Annotated in this window: 18 protein-coding genes; 14 read left to right on the forward strand and 4 right to left on the reverse strand. The window is 61.5% G+C overall.

Annotation, left to right across the window (positions count from 1 at the left end):
• From ACSQ2A_RS06870 to ACSQ2A_RS06895, 6 genes are all read left to right on the forward strand, one after another.
• Entirely contained in the window at positions 1-639 is a 639-nt protein-coding gene (locus ACSQ2A_RS06870; RefSeq protein ID WP_436071581.1) for an SGNH/GDSL hydrolase family protein, read from the forward strand.
• Between the two features lie 23 nt (positions 640-662).
• On the forward strand, positions 663-2,102 hold the full coding sequence (gene lpdA / locus ACSQ2A_RS06875; protein ID WP_436071582.1) for a dihydrolipoyl dehydrogenase: 1,440 nt from the start codon (positions 663-665) through the stop codon (positions 2,100-2,102).
• A 90-nt stretch (positions 2,103-2,192) separates the two neighbouring features.
• Positions 2,193-3,233 carry a Gfo/Idh/MocA family protein gene (locus ACSQ2A_RS06880; RefSeq protein ID WP_436071583.1) on the forward strand — a complete coding sequence of 347 codons (1,041 nt, stop codon included), beginning with the start codon at positions 2,193-2,195 and terminating at the stop codon, positions 3,231-3,233.
• 88 nt (positions 3,234-3,321) lie between these two features.
• Positions 3,322-4,275, forward strand: a complete 954-nt coding sequence (gene lipA, locus ACSQ2A_RS06885; RefSeq protein ID WP_436071584.1) for a lipoyl synthase — start codon at positions 3,322-3,324, stop codon at positions 4,273-4,275.
• Positions 4,275-4,718, forward strand: a complete 444-nt coding sequence (locus ACSQ2A_RS06890) for a type II toxin-antitoxin system RatA family toxin (RefSeq protein WP_295411922.1) — start codon at positions 4,275-4,277, stop codon at positions 4,716-4,718. The genes lipA and ACSQ2A_RS06890 overlap by 1 nt, the downstream gene beginning before the upstream one ends.
• Before the next feature lie 118 nt (positions 4,719-4,836).
• A complete protein-coding gene (locus ACSQ2A_RS06895; protein WP_436071585.1) occupies positions 4,837-5,715 on the forward strand; it encodes an alpha/beta hydrolase in 879 nt (292 codons plus the stop codon).
• Between the two features lie 2 nt (positions 5,716-5,717).
• On the opposite strand, the gene ACSQ2A_RS06900 is transcribed toward ACSQ2A_RS06895, so the two are convergent.
• Positions 5,718-6,218 carry a CinA family protein gene (locus ACSQ2A_RS06900; RefSeq protein ID WP_295411918.1) on the reverse strand — a complete coding sequence of 167 codons (501 nt, stop codon included), beginning with the start codon at positions 6,216-6,218 and terminating at the stop codon, positions 5,718-5,720.
• Entirely contained in the window at positions 6,219-7,415 is a 1,197-nt protein-coding gene (locus ACSQ2A_RS06905; protein ID WP_436071586.1) for a bifunctional 2-C-methyl-D-erythritol 4-phosphate cytidylyltransferase/2-C-methyl-D-erythritol 2,4-cyclodiphosphate synthase, read from the reverse strand.
• 173 nt (positions 7,416-7,588) lie between these two features.
• Between ACSQ2A_RS06905 and dusB the strand changes: the two genes are divergently transcribed.
• From dusB to ntrC, 3 genes are read left to right on the forward strand one after another with little or no spacing between them, the layout of a single operon-like run.
• Positions 7,589-8,590, forward strand: coding sequence for a tRNA dihydrouridine synthase DusB (gene dusB, locus ACSQ2A_RS06910; RefSeq protein WP_436071587.1), 1,002 nt, complete (start codon positions 7,589-7,591; stop codon positions 8,588-8,590).
• Positions 8,587-9,717: a two-component system sensor histidine kinase NtrB gene (locus tag ACSQ2A_RS06915; RefSeq protein ID WP_295411914.1), complete on the forward strand. Its 1,131-nt coding sequence runs from the start codon at positions 8,587-8,589 to the stop codon at positions 9,715-9,717. Before dusB ends, ACSQ2A_RS06915 begins: the two co-directional genes overlap by 4 nt.
• Positions 9,714-11,159 carry a nitrogen regulation protein NR(I) gene (ntrC, locus tag ACSQ2A_RS06920; RefSeq protein ID WP_295411912.1) on the forward strand — a complete coding sequence of 482 codons (1,446 nt, stop codon included), beginning with the start codon at positions 9,714-9,716 and terminating at the stop codon, positions 11,157-11,159. Before ACSQ2A_RS06915 ends, ntrC begins: the two co-directional genes overlap by 4 nt.
• Here the strand turns inward: ntrC and ACSQ2A_RS06925 are convergent.
• Entirely contained in the window at positions 11,156-12,055 is a 900-nt protein-coding gene (locus ACSQ2A_RS06925; RefSeq protein WP_436071588.1) for a DMT family transporter, read from the reverse strand. The genes ntrC and ACSQ2A_RS06925 overlap by 4 nt on opposite strands.
• A 241-nt stretch (positions 12,056-12,296) precedes the next feature.
• On the opposite strand from ACSQ2A_RS06925, the gene ACSQ2A_RS06930 reads away from it, so the two are divergent.
• The 4 genes from ACSQ2A_RS06930 to hflX all read left to right on the forward strand — a co-directional run bounded on the left by ACSQ2A_RS06930 (position 12,297) and on the right by hflX (position 17,820).
• Positions 12,297-14,627 (forward strand): ATP-binding protein, encoded by a 2,331-nt coding sequence (locus ACSQ2A_RS06930; RefSeq protein ID WP_436071589.1) that lies wholly within the window; start codon positions 12,297-12,299, stop codon positions 14,625-14,627.
• Positions 14,628-16,010, forward strand: coding sequence for a nitrogen assimilation response regulator NtrX (gene ntrX, locus ACSQ2A_RS06935; RefSeq protein ID WP_295411905.1), 1,383 nt, complete (start codon positions 14,628-14,630; stop codon positions 16,008-16,010).
• A gap of 182 nt (positions 16,011-16,192) precedes the next feature.
• Positions 16,193-16,444, forward strand: a complete 252-nt coding sequence (gene hfq, locus ACSQ2A_RS06940; RefSeq protein WP_436071590.1) for an RNA chaperone Hfq — start codon at positions 16,193-16,195, stop codon at positions 16,442-16,444.
• Positions 16,445-16,452: 8 nt separating this feature from the next.
• Positions 16,453-17,820, forward strand: a complete 1,368-nt coding sequence (hflX, locus tag ACSQ2A_RS06945; protein WP_436071591.1) for a GTPase HflX — start codon at positions 16,453-16,455, stop codon at positions 17,818-17,820.
• Here the strand turns inward: hflX and mazG are convergent, their stop codons facing one another.
• Entirely contained in the window at positions 17,821-18,633 is an 813-nt protein-coding gene (mazG, locus tag ACSQ2A_RS06950; protein WP_436071592.1) for a nucleoside triphosphate pyrophosphohydrolase, read from the reverse strand.
• A gap of 205 nt (positions 18,634-18,838) precedes the next feature.
• Between mazG and ACSQ2A_RS06955 the strand changes: the two genes are divergently transcribed.
• Positions 18,839-19,459, forward strand: coding sequence for a hypothetical protein (locus ACSQ2A_RS06955; protein ID WP_436071593.1), 621 nt, complete (start codon positions 18,839-18,841; stop codon positions 19,457-19,459).
• The last annotated feature ends 205 nt before the right edge of the window (positions 19,460-19,664 follow it).

Genomic DNA, 19,664 nt, shown 5'->3' on the forward strand with positions numbered 1-19,664 from the left:
ATGAAGACCATCCTCGCCTTTGGCGATAGCCTGACCTTCGGGTACTCACCCGAAGGGAATGGCGTTCGTCACGCCTATGAGGATCGCTGGCCGAGTGTTCTGGAAGCCCGGCTGGGCGGCGGCGCACGCGTGATCGCTGAGGGGCTCAACGGCAGAACCACGGCCTTCGACGACCATACGGCTGCCGCAGATCGCAATGGTGTAAGGGTGCTGCCGACTCTGCTCGACACGCATCACCCATTGGACCTTGTCATCATCATGCTCGGCTCCAATGACATCAAGACCTTCATAACCGGCTCGGCTTTTGCGGCCGCCGCCGGGATGAAGCGGCTGGCCCAGATTGTGCGCACCTATCCCTATAGCCATGGCGGCGTGCCACAGGTCCTGCTTGTGGCGCCGCCGCATTTGGTGCCCTCGCCGTTGAACGGGCCTCCGGCACTAGTGTCGCCGCGCACAGAGGACGACAAACTTTTCGGTTTCTACTACGAGCGTGCCGCCGCTGAAATCGGCGCTCACTTCTTCGACGCCGCGACGGTGGCTCAGGCCGATCCACGCGACGGCGTGCATCTCGATGCTGCCAATACTCGTGCAATCGGCGAGAGCCTTACCCCGCTCGTCAAACAAATTCTGGGTCTCTGACCCGACTATTTCTGGAGGCCCTCATGGCTGACCAATACGATCTTCTCGTCATCGGCGCCGGTCCCGGCGGTTATGTTGCTGCCATTCGTGGCGCGCAGCTTGGCATGAAGGTGGCCATCGTCGAGCGCGAGCACATGGCTGGCATCTGCTCCAACTGGGGCTGTATCCCGACCAAGGCGCTGCTGCGCTCTGCCGAAATCTACGGCCACATGGGCCACGCCAAGGACTATGGCCTGACGGCCGAAAAGTTCGGCTTCGATCTCGACGGCATCGTCAAGCGTTCGCGCGCCATTGCAGCGCAGATGAACAATGGCGTGCAGTTCCTGATGAAGAAGAACAAGATCGACATCATCTGGGGCGAAGCGACGATCACCAAGCCGGGTGAGATCAAGGTTGCCGCTTCGAAGAAGCCGATCGTGCAGCCGCAGGGTCCTGTGCCGAAGAACGCACTCGGCGATGGCACCTACAAGGCCAAGAACATCATCATCGCCACCGGTGCGCGTCCGCGCGTACTGCCGGGCATCGAGCCCGATGGCGACAAGATCTGGACCTATTTCGAAGCGCTGAAGCCGGCTGAAATGCCGAAGTCGCTGGTGGTCATGGGTTCGGGTGCCATCGGCATCGAATTCGCCTCCTTCTACCGCTCGCTGGGCGCGGAAGTGACCGTCATCGAACTGCTGCCGCAGATTCTGCCGGTGGAAGACGCCGAGATTTCGGCTCTGGCTCGCAAGCGCCTCGAAAAGCGCGGCATCAAGATTCTCACGGAGGCCAAGGTCGCCAAGGTCGAAAAGACCAAGGACGGCGTTGTGGCTCACGTCGAGACCAAGGACGGCAAGACCCAGCAGATTGCTGGCGACAAGCTGATCTCGGCCGTTGGCGTGCAGTGCAATATCGAAGGCCTGGGCCTCGAAACGGTCGGCGTGAAGACCGAGCGCGGCGCCATCGTGATCGATGGCTACGGCAAGACCAATGTCGACGGCATCTGGGCTATCGGCGACGTCGCCGGCCCGCCGATGCTGGCGCACAAGGCCGAGCATGAGGCAGTCATCACGGTCGAGAAGATTGCGGGCCTCAAGGTTCACGGCCTTGAAAAGCTGAAGGTTCCGGGTTGCACCTATTGCGAGCCGCAGGTGGCGAGCGTGGGCTTGACGGAAGCCAAGGCCAAGGAAGCCGGTCGCGAGATCAAGGTTGGCCGTTTCCCCTTCGTGGGCAATGGCAAGGCTATCGCGCTGGGTGAACCCGATGGCCTCGTTAAGACCATTTTCGATGCCAAGACTGGGGAACTCCTCGGTGCTCACATGATTGGTGCTGAGGTGACCGAACTCATCCAGGGTTTCGTCGTTGCGATGAACCTTGAAACCACCGAAGAAGAACTCATCCACACCATCTTCCCGCATCCCACGCTGAGCGAAACGATGAAGGAAAGCGTGCTCGACGCTTACGGGCGCGCGCTGAACATCTGAGCCGGCGGCTCCATTCACACGACGTCATTCGGGCGCCTGCCCGGGTGACACCGACTGCGGGGCGATACCCAAACCAGAGGAGTTATCCACATGGTCAAGGCAATTCAGATCGGCCTCGGACACTGGGGTTTTAGCTGGACGAAGGAAGTTATCCCCAAAGTTCCCACTGTTGAGATGGTGGGCTATGTGGATACCAGCCTCGACGCGACGGCGCGGGTGCAGACTGAACTTGGGATCGACCCGAAACTCTGCTTTTCGAGCCTTGATGAGGCCGCCAAGCACACGGATGCGGTACTCGCGATCTGCACGCTGCGCACCGAGGCGCACTATCCGGTGGTCAAGCGCTGCCTGGAACTTGGCTACCATGTGATCGTCGAAAAGCCTTTCACCACGACCATTGCCCAGGGCAAGGAACTGGTGGCCCTCGCCAAGGCGAAGGGTAAGGTGCTGATGGTCAGCCAGAACTATCGCCACCAGCCAGCGCCGATCGCGGCGGCCAAGCTGATCGCGGAAGGTAAGTTTGGTGCCATGAACATGGTGTCCATCGACTTCCGTCGGCATGGGCCGAGCCAGGGTTACCGCTATTGGGATATGCCCGATCCGCTACTGGCCGACATGTCGATCCACCACTTCGACTTGATGCGCTACGTGCTCAATGACGAGCCGGTCCGGCTTTCCTGCCGCACCTGGAACCCGCCGGGCAGCCCGTTCCATTTCCATCCGAGCGGCGCGGCGTTGATCGAATTCTCCAAGGGCACGATGGTTTCCTATCGCGCCAGCTGGATGAATTCGGGTCCGGTGACGCCTTGGGCTGGCGAATGGGTGATGGATGCGGCCGAAGGCCAGATCCACTGGACTTCGCGCGATCATTTCCGAGAGAAGACCGGTCCGGATGTGGTTACGCTTCAAAAGCTCGACGAGAAGCCGGCGCCGGTGAAGCTGGACGCCGTGGAATTCCCCGATCGACGCGGGACGCTCAATACCATTGCCGGGGTCATCGCTACTGGCAAGGTGCCCGTTGGCTTCAGTTCGGGCGAAGACAATCTCGGCTCGCTGGCGCTGGTGCAGACCAGCATTCTCTCCGCCTCGCGTGGGGGAGACTGGACCGAGATTTCTGAAGTTTTAGGCTAGCGTTCACGCAAGCCTGCTTATCACTAAGGCCGGGTTGAACCGGCTGCTCTTGGGAGCGATATAGGGGCAAGCCCCAGACAGGACTATCATGGTCACGCTCATCGACAATTCGGTTGCAAAACCGCGCCACCCGGAAAAGGCCAATCGGCCAGACAGCATCGTGCTGCGCAAGCCCGACTGGATCCGCGTCAAGGCGCCGGGTTCGCCCGTTTACAAGGAAACCCAGCAGATCGTGCGCGAGAACAATCTCGTCACGGTGTGCGAGGAAGCCGGATGCCCCAATATCGGCGAGTGCTGGAGCAAGAAGCACGCGACCATGATGATCATGGGCGAGATCTGCACCCGCGCCTGCGCCTTCTGCAATGTGCGCACCGGCATGCCGACTGCTCTCGATCCGCATGAGCCGGAAAATGTCGCCAAGGCTGTGGCAAAGCTCGGCCTTGAGCATGTTGTGATCACCTCGGTGGACCGCGATGACCTGGCCGACGGCGGCGCCCAGCACTTTGCCGACGTCATCCTGGCCATTCGCGCCCACACGCCCAAGACGACGATCGAAATCCTGACGCCGGACTTCCTGCGCAAGGAAGGCGCGCTGGAGATTGTCGTGGCGGCCAAGCCAGACGTCTTCAACCACAATCTCGAAACCGTGCCGTCGAAGTACCTCAAGGTCCGCCCGGGCGCCCGCTACTTCCACTCGATCCGCCTGTTGCAACGGGTCAAGGAAATCGATCCGTCGATCTTCACCAAGTCCGGCATCATGGTCGGCCTCGGCGAAGAGCGGAACGAAGTTCTGCAGCTCATGGACGATCTGCGTTCGGCCGATGTCGACTTCCTGACCATCGGCCAGTACCTGCAGCCGACCAAGAAGCACTATCCGCTGCAGCGCTTCGTGACGCCGGAAGAATTCAAGTCCTACGCCACTGTCGCCAATGCCAAGGGTTTCCTGCTGGTGTCTTCCAGCCCGCTGACGCGCTCGTCGCATCATGCCGGTGAAGACTTTGCTGAGCTCAAGGCCGCACGTCTGGCAAAACTGGGTCACTGATGAAGCGGTTCTTCGAGCGGCATGTGCCGCATCTGCCCCGGCCGATGTTCGATATCGTGTCTGATCTCGAGCGCTACCCGCAGTTCATCGCCAACTGCCGGGCGATGGACGTGCGTCCCGATCCGGCGGCGCGGGGGCGGGATGTGCGCCTGGCCAAGATGACGCTGAGTTTTGGGCCGATCACCCAGGCCTATACGAGCCGGGTGACTGTCGATCCGGAGGCGCTGACCATAACGGCCAAAGCCGTGGATGGGCCCTTCGCCTATCTCGATAGTGTCTGGAGCTTTGAACCCGAAGGGCAGGGCACCCGCGTACGCTTCGAGATCGACTTCAAGATCTCCAATCCGCTGATTGCGGCAGTTGCCGAACCCGCCTTTGCGGCCAAGCAGGACGAGATCATGCAGGCCTTTGCCGATGAGGCCGATCGGCGCTTCGGCGGCTGACGCCGGGCGTATTTTCCCAAATCTTTCCCAGTTGCAGGCACTTGCGCACCGCGAGAGCCCGCGGCATCGTGTGGAAATTGAGAAAACCTTTTCGCAATTTCGGGGGGAAGATATGCGAATGGTGGGAATGGGCGCCGTCCTGACGGCGCTGTTGAGCTTTATCGCGCCGGCAAGCGCTGCCGGCATTGTCGAATACGATCTGGAAGCGCCGAGCCCGACGCTGGGACGAACGATACCCTATGCGGTCTACAAGCCCTTTCCGTTTCCGGCCGAAGGCGAGCGTTGGCCGGTGGTCTATTTGCTGCATGGCCTGACCGGCGCGGATGGGGATTGGTTCACGTGGGGGAATCTCGCACCCATTCTGGACCGTGCCATCGCGGATGGTCGTATCCCGCCGATGGTCGTGGTGGCGCCGGGGGCCGGCGACAGCTGGTATGTCGACAATCCCGATCCCGGCGGTCTGGGCCTGATCGACACGGCTTTTGCCGTGGACCTTGTTGCGGCCATCGATGCGAGCCTGCCGACGGCGGCTTGTCGCGAAGGTAGGGCGATCGGTGGCGTGTCGATGGGCGGCGCGGGCGCAATCTTGCAGGCGATCAACCATCCGCGGACCTATGTGGCGGCGATGAGCTTTTCGGGGGCTCTGCACCGCCCGATGCAACCCAACGATCCAAGGCGCTGGATTCCTGATCTCTATGGAAATGCCTTTGGAACGCCATTCGACACGGGCAGGTTCAATGCGGCTAATCTGTTCACGAAGGCGAACAGCCTGCGGTCGATGGCTGAAAAGCCGGCCTTCTACCTCGCCATCGGGGACGACGATTTTCCCGATCTCATCGAAGCCAATGCGGGTTTCCACAACCTGCTGGTGACCACGAAGGCAGAGAGCAGCCTCCGGATCGGGCCGGGGCGCCACTATTGGGACAGCTGGCAACAAGCCATCGTGCCGGCGCTGGAATGGCTTGCGCCGCGTCTCGACAGCACCTGCGGCCGCTAAACCTAGTCCTGATCGCTCGTCAGCACCTGCATCACCAGCTCCAGGGCCGCCGCCACTGTTGCCTTGCGCACCTCGTCGCGACCGATGTCACCAAAACGATGTTCGATGACGACGGTGGCGAGATCAGTCGAGACCGCGACATAGACGAGGCCTATCGGCTTCTTCTCGCTGCCACCATCGGGGCCGGCAATGCCGGTGGCCGAAACGGCGATGTCGACGCGGGCTGTGTTGCGGGCGCCGTCGGCCATGGCGCGGGCCACCTGGTTGCTCACGGCGCCATAGTCATGGATCAGGCGCTGCGGCACCTGGATCATGCGGGCCTTGGCTGTGTTGGAATAGGTGATGAAGCCGCCATAGAGCGCTGCCGAGGCGCCGGGGATATCGGTGAGGGCGGCGGCGATAAGGCCGCCAGTACAACTTTCGGCCGTGACGATTGTCTTGTTGCTGTCACGCAGCAGGTCGATGATGCGTTTGCCTATGCTGGGCTGAGGGGATTTGGCCATTTACTCATCCCTCGGTACTTCGACGCTTGCACTTGCCATGGCCACGATACCTTCCTCCCGCCCGGTAAAGCCGAGCCTCTCACTCGTTGTCGCCTTGATCGCCACGCGATCTGGCTTGATCCCCAGAGTCTGGGAAATCACAGTGCACATCGCCGGAACGTGTTTGGCAATCCTCGGTGCTTCGCAAACGATGGTCACATCGAGATTGACAATGCGCCCGCCGCGCTTTGCGACGAGGTCGCCGGCATGTTTGAGGAAGACAGTGGAGGCCGCGCCGCGCCACTGCATGTCGGTGGGCGGGAAATGGACGCCGATATCGCCTTCGCCGATGGAGCCCAGGATTGCGTCGGTAAGGGCGTGGAGAGCCACGTCGGCGTCCGAATGGCCGACGAGCTTGGCGGTATGTTCAATGCGCACGCCACCAAGCCAGACGGCATCGCCCGGCTCGAAGGGGTGAACGTCAAAGCCGGTGCCGACGCGGGTTTCCATGGCCTTGTCTCCTGAAATATGCCGCTCTGCCCGTCGAAAATCTTCCGGATGCGTGATCTTGAAATTATTGCGGTCGCCCGCGGTCATGGCGACGCGCAGGCCCGCCCATTCGGCGATTTCGGCGTCGTCAGTGAATTCCCTGCGGACGCTCTCAGCCCGCATATGGGCGGAGAAAATCTGGCCAAAGCGGAAGCCTTGCGGGGTCTGGGCCGCAAAGAGTGTGCGGCGGTCTTCGGTGGTCAGGACCAATTGCCCGTCCGGCGCGCGCTTGATCGTGTCCGTAAGGGGCAGGGTGGGCAGGGCACCGTCGTGGGAGGCGAGGGCCGATATGACCGCCTCGATCTGTTCAACCGAGACGAAAGGTCGCGCGGCGTCCTGGATCAGCACAAGGTCAGGTCGCGACGCAGCGATAGCCTTGAGCCCTTCGAGGACCGATGCCTGCCGGCTTGGGCCTCCGGAAACGGGCTCACGCAGCCGCTCATTCTCGAGTCCGAGGGCCGCATAGCGTTCCGCGTGGTCCGCATGAATAACCGGCACAACCGCAGAAATGGCCGGGTGCGCCAGGAACGCGTCGACGGTGCGCGCCAAAACCGGGCGCCCGCCGACGCGGCGGTATTGCTTGGGTTCGGCAAAATCCCCTGTTTGCGCACGCTCGCCTTTTCCGGCGGCAACAATGATGGCGGCTATGAATTTTGGACGTGTAGACATATAGGCAGGGGAACTCGGACCGTCATTTGTCTGATTGGTCTAGCCTCCACCTTGGCATGCGGCAAGAGCAGCGCTGGTTCCCACCCAGTGAGGGGGCGCTAACAGTTGCGCACCGCCTCAAAATGATTATTGTGCGGGCACCTTGCTTAAATTGACCATTTCAGGGGCAGTCATTGTCGGGTAATGCCTTTACATTGAGCATTGGCGGGCATGCTGTCCGAAACCGCGCCTTCCTTGCCCCCATGGCTGGAATCACCGACCGGCCCTTCCGCGAGATCGCGGAGCGTCATGGCGCGGGCATGGTCGTGTCCGAAATGATCGCCAGCGCCGCGCTTGGTACTGGCCATGTCGATATGGTCCGGAAACTCCGCCGCGCCGGCGACCTGCCGCATATGGTGCAATTGGCCGGCTGCGAGGCCGGCTGGATGGCCGAAGGCGCGCGCATTGCCGAAGGGGCGGGGGCCGACATCGTCGACATCAATTTCGGCTGCCCCGCCAAGCGCGTGACCAATGGCTATGCCGGCTCGGCGCTGATGCGGGTGCCGGACCAGGCGCTTGCGATTGTCGAGGCGGTTGTTGGTGCCACAAGCCTGCCGGTCACCGTGAAAATGCGGCTCGGTTGGGACGACGATAGTCTCAATGCGCCGCAGATCGCGCGGATGGCCGTGGATGCCGGTGCGCAGATGATTACCGTGCATGGGCGGACGCGGCAGCAGTTCTACAAGGGCACTGCTCGCTGGGAATTGGTGCGCGCGGTCGTAGAGGCCGTCCCGGTGCCTGTCGTGGTCAATGGTGACATTCTGGACGCCGAGAGCGCCCAAACTGCCTTGGAGCAGTCTGGTGCTGCCGCAGTGATGCTCGGGCGTGGAGCGCAGGGGCGCCCGTGGCGCGTTGGGCAGATCGGTGCGACCTTGGCCGGCGAAACGCCTCAGGCAGCGCCGAAGGGCACAGAGCTCATCACGCTGATCCAATCTCACTACGAAGAGATGTTGGTTGAATACGGCACCGAGGTTGGGTCGCGGGCGGCCCGCAAGCATCTCGACTGGTATGCCGAAGCGGCCAATCTCGAACTCGACAAGCCGACCCGCACGGCCCTTTTGAACAATGATCAACCCGCCGAGGTCATCGACCTTATCGGCCGGGTCTTTTCGCCTGAATGGAGAGTGGCTGCATGAGTGCTGCCATATCGGCCCCCGATACACTGCCTTCCCGCTCGGTCCTGCAGGCGCTGCCGCAGCCGATCATCGTTCTCGATGAACAACGCAAGATCCAGTTCGTGAACTATGCCGCCGAGGCTTTTTTCGGCGCGTCGCTGAGCGTTCTCACGCGCCAGACACTCGACGACCTCATTGCCTTCGGCTCGCCGATCATTTCGCTGGTCGAGACGGTGGTGCAACGCCGCGCGCCAATGACGGAATATCGCGTGCGCATCGGCTCCTCCCGCTTTGGTGATGAACGCATCGCCGACGTTTTTGCGAGCCCGCTTTCGGATGTGGATGGGCGCGTAGCCTTGCTGATTCAGGAACGCACCATGGCCGACAAGATCGACCGGCAGATGGTGTCGCGTGGCGCCGCGCGGTCAGTGACCGGCCTCGCCGCCATGTTGGCACATGAGATCAAGAACCCGCTCTCCGGCATCCGCGGCGCGGCGCAGTTGCTTGAGCAGACGGTTTCGAGCGACGAAGTCCCGCTGGCGCGGTTGATCCGTGAGGAGACTGACCGCATCGTGGGCCTGATCGACCGCGTGGAAGTGTTTGGCGACGAGCGCCCCATGGAGCGCGAGCCGATCAATATTCACGTCGTGCTCGATCGCGTAAAACTGCTGGCGCGCAACGGCGTTGCCCGGGGCATCACCTTCTTCGAAGAATACGATCCTTCCCTGCCGCCTGTCTTCGGCAATCGCGATCAGCTCATTCAAGTCTTCCTCAACCTCGTTAAGAACGCGGCGGAAGCACTTGAAAGAACACAAAAACCGGAAATTCGCCTGTCGACGGCTTTTCGGCCGGGTATCCGCATCAGTGTGGCTGGTGTAGCCGAGCGCATTTCGTTGCCGCTCGAGATTGTCATCGAGGACAATGGTCCGGGCGTGTCGCCCGATACGCTGCCTTTCCTCTTTGATCCCTTCGTGACCACCAAGACCAACGGGTCGGGCCTGGGCCTGGCGCTCGTGGCAAAAATCGTGGGCGACCATGGCGGGGTGATCGACTGCGACAGCCGTCCGGGCCGGACGCGCTTCCGCATTCTGCTGCCGGTCGCCAGCGGCGCCTTCCAACAAAGTTCGTATGAGGTATCGACGAAATGAGCCATGTCGTTTTGCTCGCTGACGACGATGCCGCCATCCGCATGGTGCTCAACCAGGCGCTGACCCGCGCCGGATATGAAGTGCGCCCGACCGGCAATATTTCGACAATGTGGAACTGGGTCAGCCGCGGCGAGGGGGACGTTCTGATCACCGACGTCGCCATGCCCGATGGCAATGCCTTCGAGGTGATGCCGAAAATCAAGAAGCTGCGTCCTGATCTGCCGATGATCGTGATGTCGGCGCAGAACACGTTCATGACGGCGATCCGGGCTTCGGAAGTCGGCGCTTACGAATATCTACCCAAGCCTTTTGACATCACCGAAGTGCTTTCGGTCGTGTCGCGGGCGCTGGCCGATGCCAAGAAGCCGGTCAATGCCGAGCGCAAGGTCGAGGAAGCCGGCGACACCATGCCGCTCGTCGGCCGTTCGGCGGCGATGCAGGATATCTATCGCGCCCTCGCGCGGCTGATGCAGACCGACCTTACGGTGATGATCACCGGCGAAAGCGGCACAGGCAAGGAACTGGTGGCGCGGGCGCTCCACGACTTCGGCAAGCGCCGCAATGGGCCATTCGTCGCCATCAACATGGCGGCCATTCCCCGCGACCTCATCGAAGCCGAACTGTTTGGTCACGAGAAGGGCGCGTTTACCGGGGCCAATACCCGCTCCTCAGGCCGCTTCGAGCAGGCCGAAGGCGGCACGCTTTTCCTCGACGAAATCGGCGACATGCCGATGGATGCCCAGACGCGCCTGCTGCGCGTGCTGCAGGAAGGCGAATACACCATGGTCGGTGGCCGCAATGCCATCAAGACCAATGTCCGCATCGTCGCCGCCACGCACCGCGACCTCAGCCAGATGATCCGGCAGGGGCTGTTCCGCGAGGACCTCTACTACCGCCTCAACGTGGTGCCGATCCGCCTACCGCCACTGCGCGAGCGTATCGACGACATTTCCGACCTCGTGCAGCACTTCTTGCGGGCGGCAGAGCGCGAGGGCGAAGCGCCAAAGACGCTGTCCTCCGAAGCGATCCGGCTGATGCAGAACTATTCCTGGCCGGGGAATATTCGCGAGCTCGAAAATCTCGTGCGTCGCCTCTCGGCGCTTTATGCCGATGAGAGCATTTCGGCCGAGATCGTGCAGAACGAACTCAATATCGCTGATCGTCCCACCGTCACGGCTGCAACCGGCCCGGTGGATGTTTCGACGGCGGTCGAAAGCCATGTCGGGCAGCTCTTGCGCGAATATGAGCCGAACTTGCCGCCGGCCGGCCTCTACCAGCGCGTGATCGATCGGGTGGAAGCGCCGCTCATCGCCATGGCGCTTAATGCCTGTGGTGGCAATCAGATCAAGGCGGCGGACTTGTTAGGGCTAAACCGCAATACGTTGCGCAAGAAGATCCGCACGCACTCGATCGAGATCGTCAAGCACAGCCGGCGCAACTAGCGCCGCATCTGCTCGCGGCGGGTGCGGTGCTCGGTCCAGGCCAGCATCAATCCGGCGGCGATGACAAGAGCGGCGCCGGCATAGACCGAGGGCAGGGGCGTTTCGCCCCAGAAGAGATAGCCAAAGACGAACGCCCAGATCAGTGCACCATATTCTACGGTCCCGAGCACGCTGGCGGGGACCAGCTTGGCGGATTCGACCAGGATGAATTGGGCCACGCCGCCGATGAGACCAGCGGCGAGAATGAACATCAACTCATATGGCCCTATGCCTTGCCAGAAGGGGATGCTGACGACACCCATGACCACGGCGTGGATGAGGTTTTGCGCAAAAACCTGCACGAGGGCGCTATCGGACTTGGAGATGGTCCGCATGAGGATCATCGCTATCGCCCAACTCAAGGCGGCGAGCAGGACCATGATTACCGGCAGGCTGAGAGTGAAGCCGCCGGGATTGGCCGCCACGATGACACCGAAAAAGCCGATCGACGCGGCGCCGATGCGGGCCAGCGTCAGGCGTTCCTTGAGGAAAATGGCAGCGAGAATGGTGGTGAGCACGGGCGCAAAATGGTAGAGCGTCGTCATCTCGGCGAGCTGCAGGTCGCGGCCGGCGCTATAGTACATGACCCAGGCGGCAAGGGTGAGCAGGCCCCGGCCAAGGATCATGCCGCGGTTGGACGATGCCCAGAGTTGTCCAAACATGAAGCTGCGCCCAATGACCATGCAGAGCACGACGATGATCACGCCACGCACGAACAGAATCTGGGCGGCCGGGAGCACGTGGATGATGCCCTTGATAAAGGCGTCGTGCACGGCGAACAGCGTATAGGCGAGAATGCCCATAGCCATGCCTTTGAGGCTGGCAGTGTCGGTATTGGTCAGGGAAGGCGTGGTCACGGGAGGCTCGCGGGGCGATTTCGGCCCTCTTTGCCCTTGCCCGGTGCTATTGTCCAGTGACGAACTTTTGCCCCGACCTTTCCCCAGCCGAAGGCGTACTGTCACATTTCGGCAACAATTATCTTGAAGGGTCCGGCGAATTGGGTCAGGCTTTGCGGCCTAAAGCATCACTCGCGTCCTTTTTGCGTTACGCAGTGGTGCCTTTGCTGGAACAGGAAAGCCGGAGAGTACTGAGTATTGCATGACTGAGGCGGTTAGCCGAGACATCGACGCCCCCGCCAAACCCATGGCGAGGACGACTGTAGGACGTTCGCTGTTCTCCGCCGAGGGGAATGGTCCCTTGCGCGTGCTCGGCTTCCTGGTGGTGTTCGCCTCGGTGCTCTTGTCCTCCGTGTCGTTCCTCATCCTCTCCGGCACGACCAATATCGAGCCTTCGGCCGAAGTCTGGACCGTGATCTGGGTGGCCACCGGCATTCTGGTGCTGCTGGTTCTGGCGCTGGTGGTGACCGAGGCGGTTCTGCTCGTGCAGGCAAGAATGCAGCGCGTGCCGGGCTCGGCCCTGCAGATGCGCATGGTGGCGATGTTTGCGCTCGTCGCCGGCATTCCCGCCATTCTCGTGGCTATCGTCGCGACGATCGCGCTCAACCAGGGCCTCGACCAATGGTTCTCCGAACGCACGCGCTCCATGGTGGAAAGCAGCCGTCTCGTGGCGCGTTCCTACATGCTCGAACACGCTCAGGTGCTGCGCGACGACATCATCTGGGTCGCGACCGAGCTTGAGCAATCGCATGCGACCTATGTCGACGATCCCGCGCGCTTCGAACGCATTCTTACGGCCTTGGCGGTAACGCGTTCACTGCCCTTCACTGCGCTGATCGATGGCGAGGGCACCATGTTGCAACGCGCCCAGATCAATGTTGCCGGCGGCTATCCACGTCTCCCTGAAGGCATTACGCAGGGCGTGGTGGAGGGCATTCCCACGGCCATTTCGCCCGGCAGTACCAACCTCGTCGGGTCGGTCATCAAGCTGCGCGGCTATGACGATGTCTTCCTCTTCGTGGCGCGCCCCGTGGATGCGGAAGTACTTCAATATATGCGTCTAACTGACGATAATATCACGGAATATCGTCAATACGCTTCCAATCGCTTGGTCTTCCAGATCACCTTCACCATCATGTATGTCGGTCTCGTCGTGGTGCTGCTGCTGGCCGCGCTCTGGATCGGCATCGCGCTTGCCAACCGGTTCGTTGACCCGATCCGGAATCTCATGATCGCGTCGCGCCGCGTGAGCGGCGGCGACCTTGATGTGCGCGTGCCGGTGCAGCAGGGGCGGGGCGACTTCCGCGACTTGTCCAACGGCTTCAATCGCATGACCGAGCAGCTCAAGACGCAGCGCGAAGAGCTGCTGATGGCCAACGAGGTCAATGAGAAGCGCCGTCAGTTTACCGAGGCCGTGGTGGAAGGCGTGTCGGCCGGCATTGTCGGTCTCGACCCCTTTGGCGCCGTGACGCTGGTCAATGCCCGCGCCTGCCAGATGCTGGACAAGACCGAAGTCGAGATGATGGGCGAGCGTATGGAAGAGATTCTGCCCGAGATCGCGCCGACGATCGAAAAGGCGCGTTCGGCCCGTCGCGGCCAGGTTCGCGACCAGATTCAATTGGGTAACGAAACCAATCGGCGCATCTACCAAATCCAGCTCACTCGCGAAGGCTCGATCACGGAGTCCAAGGGCTATGTGCTGACCTTCGATGACATTACCGATCTCGAATCGGCGCAGCGCACCAGCGCCTGGGCCGACGTGGCGCGCCGCATTGCCCACGAAATCAAGAATCCGCTGACGCCAATCCAACTCTCGGCCGAACGCCTGCGCCGTCGTTATGGCTCCAAGCTCGAAGATGACCGGGAAGTCTTCGACAAGTGCATCAATACGATCGTCCGCCAGGTGGGCGATATCGGGCGCATGGTCGATGAATTTTCCGCCTTTGCGCGCATGCCGGAAGCAGCGCCAGAGCGCGCCGACCTGTCAGATACGATCCGCCAGGCCGTTTTTCTCGAGAGCGTACGCTTGCCGGAAGTTGCCATTGCCACAGAATTGCCCGATGAAGCGATCTATGCCTGGTTCGACACACGACTGGTATCGCAGTCGCTGACCAACTTGATCAAGAATGCCGTGGAGGCATTCGAGGGGCTGGACGTTGGTTCGGGGTGGCAGCCGGGTATCAAGGTCGAAGCGCATTACGAAGGTAATCATGCCCGCGTGTCGGTTTCCGACAACGGCAAGGGATGGCCCAAGGAGAACCGCCAGCGGTTGCTTGAGCCCTATATGACGACACGGGAAAAGGGGACCGGACTGGGTCTCGCTATTGTTGCCAGGATCATCGAGCAACACGGCGGGATTGTGGAACTGGTCGACGCCGAACCCGACGAACAGGGCAGGGTGGGTGCCTGCGTGACTTTCACGCTACCCCTGCGCGCCCCCCAAACGACAAGTGAAAAGGACGATTCGGTCCAAGTCGAGCCCGAATTGCCCCAAGAGGAGGAGTCGCTGTTGCCAGCGATTGTCCAGAAGTAGATGGCTCTAGATATTCTCATCATCGACGACGAAGACGATATCCGCGACCTCATTGCCGGCATCCTCGAAGATGAAGGCTTTGAGACCCGCCAGGCGCATGACGCCGATAGCGGCCTCAACGAAATCGCCCGCCGCCGGCCCAGCCTGGTTTTCCTCGATATCTGGATGCAGGGATCGCGCCTCGATGGCTTGCAGCTCCTGGACGTTTTCCAGAGCCAGCATCCGGATATGCCCGTGGTCATGATCTCTGGTCACGGCAATGTCGAAACCGCGGTCTCGGCCATTCGCCGTGGCGCCTACGACTATATTGAAAAGCCTTTCAAGATCGACCGGCTGCTGCACGTGACCCAGCGGGCCATGGAAGCGACGCGCCTGCGCAATGAAGTGGCCGAGCTCAAGGAGCGTTCTGCCTCCAAGAGCGCAGACATGGTCGGCAGCTCGCCTTCGCTTCAGCAGGTGCGCGGCCTCATCGACAAGTCGGCCCCAACAAATTCACGCATCTTCATCGCCGGCCCGTCGGGCGCTGGCAAGGGACTCGTGGCGCGTCTGATCCACCAACGCAGCCCGCGAAACGATGCGCCCTTCGTTGAGATCAATGCCTCGCTCTATGCGCCAGACGAAGTTTCAGTGGTGCTCTTCGGCCGAGAAGGGCGCGACAAATCCGGCCTGCTGCAGGTTGAGGTCGGCGCGCTGGAACGCGCCCATGGTGGCACACTTTACCTCTCCGAAGTCACCACGCTGCCCGCACAGGTGCAGACGGCTCTGCTCCGGACGCTGGTCGAGAATCGCTTCAACCGCGTGGGCGGCGCCCAGGCGGTGCCGATCGACGTGCGCATCATCTCATCGAGTTCGCAGAACGTTTCCGGGCTGACCGAAACCGGTGAATTCCGTTCCGACCTCTTCCATCGCCTTGCGATCGTGCCGGTGCAACTGGTGCCGCTCAAGGAGCGTCGCGAGGATATCCCGCCGCTGGTCAGCGTCTTCATCGAACAGATCTGCCGCATGCATAACTTGCAGCGCATGGCCATCGGCGACGATGCCATTGCCGTTCTGCAGGCGCAGGATTGGCCGGGCAATGCGCGCCAGTTGCGCAATTCCATCGAGCGCCTGCTCATCCTGATGAAGGACCAGCAGCCCGAGGATGGCGTGATCACGGCCAGCATGCTGCCTTCCGACATCGGCGAGGTGCTGCCCACCGTGGGCGACACGGACGCGTCGGCGCACCTGATGAGCCTGCCGCTGCGCGATGCACGCGAAGTCTTTGAACGGCAATATCTTTTGGCTCAGATCGAGCGCTTTGGCGGCAACATTTCGAAGACCGCCGAATTTGTCGGCATGGAGCGCAGCGCGCTGCATCGCAAGATTAAGTCGCTGGGGCTTTGACACTGCTACGAAAATGGCAGTGTGCCATGCATTTGCCGCGGGTAGGCAGGACGGCCGATTTGTGGCATAGTTGATAATGTATGATAATTCCGGGGGACGGGGACTGGGCGGCAGTCTTCACAGTCCGGACGCAAGCGATTGCGACAAAACAGCGACAATAAATGCCGCGGCAAGAGGCCTGAATGCCCAGTGAGAAGCAGCAAAATCTGCAAGATTCCTTCCTCAATCACGTTCGCAAACAGAAGGTGCCGGTCACGATCTTTCTCGTGAATGGCGTCAAGCTGCAGGGTGTGATCACCTGGTTCGACAATTTCTGCCTGCTGCTGCGCCGTGACGCGCAGTCGCAACTGGTCTATAAGCACGCCATCTCGACGATCATGCCGGGCGCGCCGATCCAGCTGTTCGATCCCGAGCAGAACACCGACCACGACTGACGGACCATATGGACGACTTTGACGACGAGGACGGCCGCCAGCCTGGCGGCCCAAAGCCCTTTATCGACCGGCAAGAGCAGCCGACACGAGTGGGGCTTGTTTGTCCCGATGTGCGTGGAAAGTCGTCCTATCACAGCCTGGAAGCGCGCCAGGCCGAGTTCGAGGGCCTGGCTGGGGCCATCCGACTCGATGTCATCTTTTCCGATGTGGTGAAAGTCCGTGAAATTCGTCCGGCCACCTATCTCGGTGCGGGCCACGTCGAGGCAATCGCCGTCAAGGTGAAGGCTGAAGACATCGAACTCCTGCTGGTCGATGCGGCGCTATCGCCGATCCAGCAGCGCAATCTTGAGCGCGAAACCAACACCAAGGTGCTCGACCGCACCGCGCTGATCCTCGAAATTTTCGGCGAACGCGCCGCGACCCGTGAAGGCGTGTTGCAGGTCGAACTTGCCCATCTCAATTACCAGAAGGGCCGCCTCGTGCGGTCATGGACCCACCTTGAGCGCCAGCGTGGCAGTGGCGGCACCGGCTTTATGGGTGGTCCGGGCGAAACCCAGATCGAAAGCGACCGTCGGCAGATCACCGATCGTATCGTGCTTCTGGAAGACCGCCTCGACAAGGTGAAGAAGACCCGCGTCCAGCAGCGTCAACAGCGCATCCGCGCCGCCATCCCCGTGGTGGCGCTGGTCGGCTACACCAATGCCGGCAAGTCGACGCTGTTCAACAAGCTGACCGGGGCAGGGGTCTTTGCCGAAGACCTGCTCTTTGCCACGCTCGATACGACCGTCCGCAAGATCGAACTGCCGCACGGCCGCGAAGTCATGCTCAGCGACACCGTGGGTTTCGTTGCCGACCTGCCGCATGATCTCGTCGCGGCGTTCCGCGCGACGCTGGAAGAGGTCGTCGACGCCGATATCATCCTGCATGTGCGCGACATCGCCAATCCTGATCACTCGGCCCAGGCGCAGGACGTTCTTACTGTTCTCGATGAGCTCGGCGTTTCCTCGGAAACGACCCCGATTATTGAGGTCTGGAACAAGGTCGATCTGCTCGAAGAACCTGCATTGGTGTTGGCCGCGGCCGCGCCGGCCGGCAAGGTGCTGGCGAGCATGCCCGTCTCCGCACATACGGGGCAGGGCATCGAGGACCTCCTCAACCTCGTCGAGCGTTCTCTCGGTGAGCAGAGCCGCACCTACCACGTCCACATACCCCATAGCGCCGGCAGCGATATCGGCTGGCTCCACTCGCATGTGGAAGTTGTTTCCCGCGACGAGCCGACCGAAAAAGGCATGGACTACGTTGTTCGTGTCGACCCGCGCCACAAGACGGCGTTTCTTGAACGCTTCAACGGCCGGATCGCGCTGTCCGACCTCTAGCTACTTGCCTTTGTCGGCGGCGCGGATTTCGTTCCAGTAGCCATCAAGACGTTCGAGCCCGGCATCCTTGGGCTCGATCCCGTCTTCGCGGCTGCGGGCTTCGACGTAGTGAAACCGGCGGGTAAACTTGGCATTGGCATCGCGCAAGGCGGCTTCGGCATCGACGCCCGCGTGACGCGCCAGATTGGCGACGGCAAACAGCAGATCACCGATTTCCTCATGCGTCGCCGCGCTATCGCCGGACCGCTGCGCCTCGCCCACCTCGGCGACTTCCTCCTCGACCTTGGCCATCACCGAAGCAAAGTCGGGCCAGTCGAAACCGACCTTGGCGGCCTTCTTGGTCAGTTTTTCGGCACGCGCCAGGGCAGGGAGCACCTGCGGTACATCGTCGATGGCGGAGGTCGCCGTATTTCCCTTTCGTGCGGCTTTGGCGGCGCGCTCCTGCACCTTTATGGCCTCCCAATTGACCTGAGCGCCGGCGGCGCTGTCGGCGATGATGTCGCCGAAGACGTGGGGATGGCGGCGGATCAGCTTCTCGGTGATGGCGTAGATGACGTCGCCAATATCGAAATGGCCGGCCTCCTTGGCCATCTGCGCATGGAAGATTGGCTGCAGCAGGAGGTCGCCGAGTTCTTCTTTCAGGTCATGAAAGTCCTCGCGCTCGATGGCGTCGGCGACCTCATAGGCCTCTTCGATCGTGTAGTGGCGGATCGTCGAAAAGTCCTGTTCGAGATCCCAGGGGCAGCCGCCATCGGGATCGCGCAGCGCCGACATGATTTCGATGAGGCGGGAAATGTCGCGCGAAGGTTGCATAGGAGCGGTCCGTGAATCGTTTGCGCCACCATAGCAAAGCACGGCGACCAGAGGGAAAGTCTGGGCGGGGCCGGGGGGAGCAAACTCAGAAACGTGACAACGGACCCCGCTGGCGCGGTGCTATAACGTCGCCGGCCCAGTTGGAGAGGATACCCCGAAGTCGCACTCGTCAAAATCGAAACTGGGCAAACAAGGAGGACTGAGAATGAAGCCAATTGCCTTGGCTGCATCAGCAGCACTACTTTTGGCCGGCACGCCGGCTACCTTTGCCCAGGACGCGATGAGTTTCTTCGTGACCAGTGTCGGACTGGGAGATGGCGCCAATCTGGGCGGGCTCGAGGGCGCCGATGCCCATTGCCAGCAGCTCGCGGAAGCTGCCGGCGCCACGGGCCAGTGGCACGCCTATTTGAGTGCCGAAGGCGTGAATGCGCGAGACCGGATCGGTTCGGGCCCATGGACGAACGTGAAGGGCGAGGTCGTCGCCAACTCGATCGATGAACTGCACGGCGACAGCAACAATATCACCAAGGCCACGGCGCTTACCGAAACCGGTGGTACGGTCGCCGGGCGAGGCGATGAGCCGAACCAGCATGACATTCTGACCGGTTCAAACGCCGATGGCACACTTTCTTCCGGCAACACCTGCGGCGACTGGACCCTGAACGGCGAGGGAACCGCCATGGTCGGTCACCATGATCGGATGGGGCCGGAAGATCTTGCCACCGGAAAATCCTGGAACGCGGCTCATCCATCCCGCGGCTGTGGCCAGGAAGCGCTGATCGGGACGGGCGGCAACGGCTACTTCTATTGCTTCCGCGTCGAATAGGCGCCTGCGCCTCACTGATCGGTTCCGTTGGGGCCGATCAGTTTTTCGGTCGGGTGTTCGCGACCTTATAAGATTACAATCTCGTGGCGGGAAACCCCAGGAAATCGACAAAATAACATCTCATAAGCCTACAACCTCTTATCAGCAGAAATACAACCGACGTGTGTTCACATCGCAAAAGCATACAACCTTGCGCGATTTCGAC

This window comes from Devosia sp. LjRoot3 (genome assembly GCF_964252865.1).
Lineage (GTDB): Bacteria > Pseudomonadota > Alphaproteobacteria > Rhizobiales > Devosiaceae > Devosia.

Coding starts and splice junctions, on each gene's coding strand:
- ACSQ2A_RS06870 (WP_436071581.1), top strand. CDS start 1: ATGAAGACCATCCTCGCCTTTGGCGATAGCCTGACCTTCGGGTACTCA.
- lpdA (WP_436071582.1), top strand. CDS start 663: ATGGCTGACCAATACGATCTTCTCGTCATCGGCGCCGGTCCCGGCGGT.
- ACSQ2A_RS06880 (WP_436071583.1), top strand. CDS start 2,193: ATGGTCAAGGCAATTCAGATCGGCCTCGGACACTGGGGTTTTAGCTGG.
- lipA (WP_436071584.1), top strand. CDS start 3,322: ATGGTCACGCTCATCGACAATTCGGTTGCAAAACCGCGCCACCCGGAA.
- ACSQ2A_RS06890 (WP_295411922.1), top strand. CDS start 4,275: ATGAAGCGGTTCTTCGAGCGGCATGTGCCGCATCTGCCCCGGCCGATG.
- ACSQ2A_RS06895 (WP_436071585.1), top strand. CDS start 4,837: ATGGTGGGAATGGGCGCCGTCCTGACGGCGCTGTTGAGCTTTATCGCG.
- ACSQ2A_RS06900 (WP_295411918.1), bottom strand. CDS start 6,218: ATGGCCAAATCCCCTCAGCCCAGCATAGGCAAACGCATCATCGACCTG.
- ACSQ2A_RS06905 (WP_436071586.1), bottom strand. CDS start 7,415: ATGTCTACACGTCCAAAATTCATAGCCGCCATCATTGTTGCCGCCGGA.
- ACSQ2A_RS06915 (WP_295411914.1), top strand. CDS start 8,587: ATGAGTGCTGCCATATCGGCCCCCGATACACTGCCTTCCCGCTCGGTC.
- ntrC (WP_295411912.1), top strand. CDS start 9,714: ATGAGCCATGTCGTTTTGCTCGCTGACGACGATGCCGCCATCCGCATG.
- ACSQ2A_RS06930 (WP_436071589.1), top strand. CDS start 12,297: ATGACTGAGGCGGTTAGCCGAGACATCGACGCCCCCGCCAAACCCATG.
- ntrX (WP_295411905.1), top strand. CDS start 14,628: ATGGCTCTAGATATTCTCATCATCGACGACGAAGACGATATCCGCGAC.
- hfq (WP_436071590.1), top strand. CDS start 16,193: ATGCCCAGTGAGAAGCAGCAAAATCTGCAAGATTCCTTCCTCAATCAC.
- hflX (WP_436071591.1), top strand. CDS start 16,453: ATGGACGACTTTGACGACGAGGACGGCCGCCAGCCTGGCGGCCCAAAG.
- mazG (WP_436071592.1), bottom strand. CDS start 18,633: ATGCAACCTTCGCGCGACATTTCCCGCCTCATCGAAATCATGTCGGCG.
- ACSQ2A_RS06955 (WP_436071593.1), top strand. CDS start 18,839: ATGAAGCCAATTGCCTTGGCTGCATCAGCAGCACTACTTTTGGCCGGC.